This is a genomic window from Bradyrhizobium sp. Mp27, assembly GCF_029953005.1.
Lineage (GTDB): Bacteria > Pseudomonadota > Alphaproteobacteria > Rhizobiales > Xanthobacteraceae > Bradyrhizobium > Bradyrhizobium barranii.
Window position 1 is genome coordinate 1 of the sequence record NZ_JASAUS010000860.1, and the last position, 219, is coordinate 219.

Here is a 219-nt window from a genome sequence, read left to right on the forward strand (position 1 = left end):
GCAGTAGCCGGTCAGGCAGGACGTTTATGTTCGACCCCTTTAGCCAGCAAGGGGCCGGGGAGTTGAACGTCTTGAAGCGACATCTGCAAAGCACCGTACTTACATTACTTGTCAATCGGCTTGCAAATTTGACCCTTCATCGGCGTCCAATTTTGACCCCTTTCCGCGGCGGGGTTTGCTGGTAGCGCTGGTCTCGTCGGAGCTGGCCGGGATAGCGGA

General features: G+C 56.6%; 1 pseudogene. It reads right to left on the reverse strand.

What is annotated here, in order from left to right:
- Nucleotides 1–111: 111 nt before the first annotated feature.
- Nucleotides 112–219, reverse strand: a pseudogene (locus QJT78_RS53475) (IS21-like element helper ATPase IstB); the annotation flags it as partial.